A 5,085-nucleotide genomic window follows, 5' to 3' on the forward strand; every position below is an offset into this window, starting at 1 on the left:
CCCCCGCCCCCCGGGGCCCCCCCCCGGCCCCGCCCCCCCGCCCGGCCCCCCCCCCCCCGGCCCCCGGGGGGGGGGCCCCGGGGGGCCCCCCCGGCCCGTGGCGTTCCTCCGGGGCTCATTCCGGCCACGGAGAATCCCGGATCACCTCGACGAAGTCGCCGCGCACGAAACCGGGCACGAAGTGGGCCAGCACGTCCGCCTTGACGTTGCCGAAGGTCGTCTCCGGACGGTGCCGGATGCCGTCGGTGAACGCGGCGAGGATCCCGTTCTTGAAGTCCGGGCGCGGGTGCGCGCCGACGACCGCGGCCCGCTGCTCCTCCCCCACCTCGTGGTAGCCGAGGCCCAGCACGTCCAGCTCCACGCCGCGGGTGACCAGCGCGATCTCCGGCGCCATGTGCAGCGGGATCTCCGGGGTGGTGTGCAGGGCGATCGCCGTCCACACCCGGTCCGCCGGCTCCCCGTCGACGCCGTGCTCGCGCAGGAAGCGGCGGGCCTCGTCGGCGCCGTCGATCTCGAAGCGCTGGTCGTCGCGGCGGAACCGCTCGGTGAGTCCGAGGTCGTGGAACATCGCCCCCACGTAGAGCAGTTCCGGGTCGAACCGCAGCCCGTCCCGCCGCCCGCGCAGCGCTCCCCACAGGAACACCCGCCGCGAGTGGTCGTAGACCAGCGGCGATGCCACGTCCCGCACCAGCTCGGTGGCCGCCCGGGCCAACGCGCCGTCCGGGATCTCCACGCCCGCGATGGTCTCGCTCATCGATGCCGCCTCTCGTCTCGGTGCCCGACGAGACCAGGTTCGCCCGGCGGCTACCGTGGCGCCATGTCCTCGCAGCCCGGAACACCACGGATCCGGACATGACGCACCGCGTCGCGTTCCTGGTGTTCGACGGGGTGACCATGCTCGACGTCAGCGGGCCCGCCGAGGTGTTGCACCAGGCGGGACTGCTCGGCCACCGGTACGAGGTGGTGCTGGTCTCCCCCGGCGGCGGCCCGGTCGCCACCGCCACCGGCCCGGCGCTGGGCCCGACCACCGCGGCCGCCGACGCCGGACCCGTGGACACGGCGGTGATCGCCGGTGGTGAGCGGCTCGTGCCCGCTCCGGTGGACGAGGAACTGCTGTCGGCGGCGCGCACCCTCACCGCGGGCGCGCCGCGGGTCGCGTCGGTGTGCACCGGAGCGTTCCTGCTGGCGGAGCTGGGCCTGCTCGACGGGCGCCGGGCCACCACCCACTGGCGGCACGCGGACGCGCTGGCGCGGCGGTACCCCGCGGTGCGCGTGGAACCGGACGCCATCCACGTGCGCGACGGGCGCTACGTCAGCTCCGCGGGCATCAGCGCGGGCATCGATCTGGCGCTGGCTCTGGTGGAGGAGGACCACGGGGCGGAGGGCGCCCGGCACATCGCGCGGGAGATGGTCGTGTTCCTGCACCGGCCGGGCGGCCAGTCGCAGTACTCGACGGCGACCGCCCCGCCCCCGGCGCGGGCCGCGCAGCTGCGCGCGGTGCTCGACGCGGTGCTCGGCGACCCGGCCGGGGATCACCGCCCGGCGTCGATGGCGCGGGCCGCGGCCGTCAGCACCCGGCACCTGAGCAGGTTGTTCCGCGCGGAGCTGGGGACGACGCCCGCGTGCTGGGTCGAACGGGTCCGGCTGGACCGGGCGCAGCGGCTGCTGCTGGACGGGCACTCGGTCACCTCGGCGGCCCGGGACAGCGGGCTGGGTTCGGACGAGGCGCTGCGCCGCGCGTTCACCCGGCACCTGGGCACCACGCCGACGGACTACCGCAGGCGGTTCGGGTCCACCCGCGGCTGATCGTCAGGGCAGCACCACGGTCATGACCAGTTCGCAGGTCTCCTCGCCCGCGCCGCGGTAGCCGTGCGGGACGTCGCCGTCGAAGGTGGCGGTGCACCCGGCGGGCACCTCGTGCTCGGCGCCGTCGACGACCAGGAGCATCCGGCCGGAGAGCACGGTGACGGTCTCCACGACACCGGCCTGGTGGGGGTGGCTGGGGTACTCCTCGCCGGGTTCCAGCCGCCAGCGCCAGATCTCGGTGGGCGCGGGGCCGCGCGCGGTGAGCACGAGGCGGGCCTCGCCGCCGCGCTCCCCGGTCCACAGCGGTTCGACGGAGGCGGCGTCCACCACGCGCACCCGGCTCGACGGGGCGCCCTGGACGAGATCGGACACGGAGATGCCGAGGGTGTCGGCGAGGCGCACCAGGGTGCCCAGGTTCGGGTTGCCCTGCGCGCGTTCCAGGCTCACCAGCGCGCCCTTGCTGACCTGGGCGCGGCGGCCGAGTTCTTCCAGGGACAGGCCGGCGCGGGTGCGGGCGGCCCGGACGTTCTGCGCCACCGTGCGCAGCGCGGCCTCCGACTCGGGCATCTGCTCACCTTCCGGTCGTTTTATTGCACTCACAGGTCGTTCGGTTGACAGAAAGCGGACTGTTCGCTGTACGGTGCGGTCGTTCCGTTGAACCGTAAGGGATGTGCTGTGCTCGCTCTACTGCTGGCCCTCGGCAGCTCGCTCGCGTACGGGTGCGCCGACTTCCTCGGCGGCGTCGGCGCCCGCGGCGCCCACGTGCTGCGAACCGTGGTGATCGCCGCCCCGGCCAGCCTCGCCGTCGAACTCGCGCTGTGGCCGCTGCTCGGCGCCTCCTTCAGCCCCGGAGCCCTCGGCTGGGGCGCCGCCTCGGGCGTCGTGTCGGCGGCCGCGTTCGCGCTGCTCTACCGGACGCTGGCGATCGGGCCGATGAACGTGCTCTCCCCGGTCACCGCGCTCGTCTCGGCCGGGCTGCCGGTCGCGGTGGGCCTGCTGCAGGGCGAGCGGCTGGCGCTCGCCGGTGGGATCGGTCTCGCGCTGGCACTGATCGCCGTGGTGCTGGTCAGCGCGGGACCCGGTGCCGGGCGGCCGTCCCGCGGGGCGCTGCTGCTGGCGTTCGGAGCGGGGGCCGCGATCGCGCTGCAGCTGGTGTTCCTGCACCAGGCGCCCGCCGACAGCGGGGTGGCGCCGCTGATCGTCGGCCGCGCCGTGTCCTCGGCGGTCACGCTGACCGCGGCCGGACTGCTGCACCGCAGGCTCGGGTCCCGGCGGCCGGCGTACGCGGTCTCGGCCGCGGCGGGCGTGCTGGACTCGGTGGCGAACCTGCTGTTCCTGCTCGCCGCGCGCAGCGGCGACCTCACCGTCGTCGCCGTGATCGTCGCGCTGTACCCGGCGGGCACGGTGCTGCTGGCCCGCGGCGTCCTCGCCGAACGCATCCACCCCGGCCAGCTGCTGGGCCTCGGCACCGCGGCCGTCGCAGTCGGCCTGCTGGCCGCCACTTGATCACCGTTTCCGGCGGGGCCGAGCGGCGGAACCCCGCCGGGCCGTGTCCTCCTCCCGCCTGCGGCGAAGCCGCTGAGGTTCCGCCACCCGAGCGCTACCCGACTGGAGTGGGAAGACAGGCAATGAGGTTCCGCCACCCGCCCCCTCCGGAACAGGAGTGGAGCGGAAGAGCGATCAACGGGTCGCGATGGTGTTCTCGATCCAGGCTCGGTGGGCGGTGAGGTCGGTGTAGATCCCGGGACCGCTCGCGCAGTTCGGGTCGGCGTCGCCGTCGCGGCTGGTCGCCCCGATCAGCTCCCACGCGCCGGGCCGTCCCTTGAGCTGCGGGCCACCGGAATCGAGGATGCAGGCCTGCGCGCCCTCGGTGGGGCTGTCGGTGCACAGCTCGTTCGCCGGGTCGTAGTTCTCGCTGCACCGGTCGTCCGCGACGAGTTCGGTGTCCAGCTCCTGCAGCACGGTCGGCAGGTCCGGGCACTCGCTGCCGTCCTCGCAGGTCATGCCCCAGCCGAGGATGCGGGTGGGGGTGCCTGCCGGTCCGGAGGCGGCGGCCAGCTCGATCGGTTGGGCCCGCACCGGGTGGTCGAGCTTCATCACGGCCACGTCGTCGTGGAACGGCTCGTAGGAGAAGTCGGGGTGCGCGATCACCTCGGTGACCTTCGCCGTCTCTCCCTTCGTGCGGTCATGGTCGCCGATCTGCACCGAGAGCTGCTGCGGTTCGAGGTTCACCGTGCAGTGCCCGGCGGTGACGATCCAGTCGGGCGCGATCAGCGAGCCGCCGCAGTAGTGTTGCCCGTCCTTCTGCACGCTCACCATGAACGGGTAGTCCGCGGTGGCGTCGTGCCCGCCGATGATCGCCGATGCCGCGGGGGTGAACGCCGCGGTCAGCGCGACCGCCCCCGCCGTGCCGAGCAGCGCCGCCTTGCCGAGCTTGACCATGTGGTCCTCCTGGGTGGTCCCGTGTTCCGATCACCCGCAAAGCTAGGGCCCGGCGACGGCCGCGAGATCACCTCGAAGTCCACGGCGAGGTCGTACTTCCGGGCAAGTGCGCCTCGCCCGGAAGTCGCACGACGGGCGCCCCGGTGGCCGGCCACCCGCGCCCGGCAGGCGACCCGGTACAGCAGCCCGCCGGGCGAGCGTGCGGAACCGCTCACCGGATATCCACGAACGAGTGAACGAAGGCCGGGGGCGCGATTCGCACCGAGAGATCTCCGGACGACGAAAGAGCGAAGCCCCAGGCCTGTGACCTGGGGCTTCGCTCGAAAAGCTCCTCCGACTGGACTCGAACCAGTAACCCTTCGGTTAACAGCCGAATGCTCTGCCAATTGAGCTACGGAGGAATATTCGATTTCCATCAGCTCTCGTTCGTGCTGACGGGAACCACTCTAGCGCATCGTTCCGGGCCCGTTCACACCCCCCTCCGTTCAAGAACATCGCAGGTGAGCGGGTCCGGGATCAGGGCTTGTGGGCGACGACGAAGATCCGCCGGAACGGGAACCACGTGGTGCCGTCGGCACGCGCGGGATAACTGGTGCGCAGCCGGTCGGCGAGCGCGGCGCGGAACCGCTGCCAGTCCGGCTCGTCCAGCGCGGCGCGCACCGGGCGCAGCGCCGTGCCGGTCACCCATTCCAGGACGGGGTCGGGGCCGCTGAGGCGGTGCGCGTAGGTGGTCTCCCAGGCGTGGGCCGCGGCGGCGCGGGGGGGGCGGCCCCCCGCGGCCGCGGCCGGCGGGCGCGGGGCGGCGCGGCCGGCCCCCCCCCCGCCCGCCCCCCCCCA

At 74.1% G+C, this 5,085-nt stretch carries 5 protein-coding genes, 1 tRNA gene and 1 pseudogene; 2 read left to right on the plus strand and 5 right to left on the minus strand.

Annotation, left to right across the window (positions count from 1 at the left end; all coding sequences use genetic code 11):
• Positions 1-115 precede the first annotated feature (115 nt).
• A complete protein-coding gene (locus LCD31_RS17255; protein ID WP_224959409.1) occupies positions 116-754 on the minus strand; it encodes an HD domain-containing protein in 639 nt (212 codons plus the stop codon).
• A gap of 98 nt (positions 755-852) precedes the next feature.
• Between LCD31_RS17255 and LCD31_RS17260 the strand changes: the two genes are divergently transcribed.
• The gene (locus tag LCD31_RS17260) at positions 853-1,806 is read left to right on the plus strand and encodes a GlxA family transcriptional regulator (protein ID WP_224959410.1); all 954 of its coding nucleotides are present in this window, start codon (positions 853-855) and stop codon (positions 1,804-1,806) included.
• 3 nt (positions 1,807-1,809) lie between these two features.
• On the opposite strand, the gene LCD31_RS17265 is transcribed toward LCD31_RS17260, so the two are convergent.
• A complete protein-coding gene (locus LCD31_RS17265) occupies positions 1,810-2,373 on the minus strand; it encodes a helix-turn-helix domain-containing protein (protein ID WP_224959411.1) in 564 nt (187 codons plus the stop codon).
• 108 nt (positions 2,374-2,481) lie between these two features.
• Here LCD31_RS17265 and LCD31_RS17270 point away from each other — a divergent pair, with 108 nt between their 5' ends.
• Positions 2,482-3,312, plus strand: coding sequence for a DMT family transporter (locus LCD31_RS17270; protein WP_224959413.1), 831 nt, complete (start codon positions 2,482-2,484; stop codon positions 3,310-3,312).
• Positions 3,313-3,486: 174 nt separating this feature from the next.
• Here the strand turns inward: LCD31_RS17270 and LCD31_RS17275 are convergent, their stop codons facing one another.
• From LCD31_RS17275 to LCD31_RS17285, 3 genes and pseudogenes are all read right to left on the minus strand, one after another.
• The gene (locus LCD31_RS17275) at positions 3,487-4,248 is read right to left on the minus strand and encodes a trypsin-like serine protease (RefSeq protein ID WP_224959415.1); all 762 of its coding nucleotides are present in this window, start codon (positions 4,246-4,248) and stop codon (positions 3,487-3,489) included.
• A gap of 328 nt (positions 4,249-4,576) precedes the next feature.
• Positions 4,577-4,649: transfer RNA gene (locus LCD31_RS17280), tRNA-Asn, on the minus strand.
• Positions 4,650-4,764: 115 nt separating this feature from the next.
• Positions 4,765-5,085, minus strand: a pseudogene (locus tag LCD31_RS17285) (trans-aconitate 2-methyltransferase); the annotation flags it as partial.

It is taken from the genome of Saccharopolyspora sp. 6M, assembly GCF_020176775.1.
GTDB lineage: Bacteria > Actinomycetota > Actinomycetes > Mycobacteriales > Pseudonocardiaceae > Saccharopolyspora_C > Saccharopolyspora_C gregorii.

Bases quoted from the DNA above. Each gene is read 5' to 3' on its own strand.
- LCD31_RS17275 (WP_224959415.1), bottom strand. From the start codon at position 4,248: ATGGTCAAGCTCGGCAAGGCGGCGCTGCTCGGCACGGCGGGGGCGGTC.
- LCD31_RS17260 (WP_224959410.1), top strand. From the start codon at position 853: ATGACGCACCGCGTCGCGTTCCTGGTGTTCGACGGGGTGACCATGCTC.
- LCD31_RS17265 (WP_224959411.1), bottom strand. From the start codon at position 2,373: ATGCCCGAGTCGGAGGCCGCGCTGCGCACGGTGGCGCAGAACGTCCGG.
- LCD31_RS17255 (WP_224959409.1), bottom strand. From the start codon at position 754: ATGAGCGAGACCATCGCGGGCGTGGAGATCCCGGACGGCGCGTTGGCC.